General features: G+C 71.7%; 2 protein-coding genes. Both read right to left on the bottom strand.

What is annotated here, in order from left to right:
* Positions 1-226: ATP-binding cassette domain-containing protein (locus FUT87_RS23405; protein ID WP_147242560.1), on the bottom strand; the 226-nt coding region annotated here is incomplete at its 3' end.
* Positions 223-573: a GntR family transcriptional regulator gene (locus FUT87_RS23400; RefSeq protein ID WP_091731914.1), complete on the bottom strand. Its 351-nt coding sequence runs from the start codon at positions 571-573 to the stop codon at positions 223-225. The genes FUT87_RS23405 and FUT87_RS23400, both read right to left, overlap by 4 nt.
* Positions 574-653 lie beyond the last annotated feature (80 nt).

The following is a 653-nucleotide window of genomic DNA, read 5'->3' as shown; positions in this document are numbered from 1 at the left end:
TCAGCAGCCGGGCGCGGTCCGCATGCGGGTCCAGGCCCAGCACGCGGAGCTGGCCGGTGGGCTGCTTCAGGCCGACCAGCGTCTTCATCAGCGTGGTCTTGCCGGCGCCGTTGTGGCCGAGCAGGCCGACGACGCGGCCGGCGGGGATGGAGAAGGTCAGGTCCTGCAGGGCCGCCTTGCGGCCGTAGTGGAGGCTCAGGTGGCTGGCCTCGATGAGCGTCTTCATGCGTCCTCCCAATTCAGGTCCTGGGGGCGGAGGCCCAGGCGGCGAAGTTTCTCCCGCAGGCGGGGCCATTCCTCCTGGAGGAACTGCTCGCGCTCGCTGCGCAGCAGCCGGACGCGGGCGCCGTCGCGGACGTACATGCCCAGGCCGCGGCGGCTCTCGACCAGGCCCTCGTCCACGAGGGCCTGCAGCGCGCGGCTGACGGTCAACGGATTGATGAGGTACTGGCTGGCGAGCGCGCGCACGGATGGCAGCGCCTCGCCCTCGGGGGGATCGCCGTCCAGCAGCTGCGACGCGAGGCGGTCGGCGAGCTGCTGATAGATCGGCGCTTGATCGTTCCAGCTGTGCATGACGCGAGGCGCCGGGGCGCCGGTGTGTTGCTGATGTAGCACACCATATCAACCGCCCCCGGCCCGCCCCCAGCGGGGGG

Source organism: Mitsuaria sp. TWR114 (assembly GCF_007997345.1).
The sequence above is the reverse complement of the archived record's forward strand: the minus strand, read 5'-3'. Positions and strand labels throughout refer to the sequence as shown.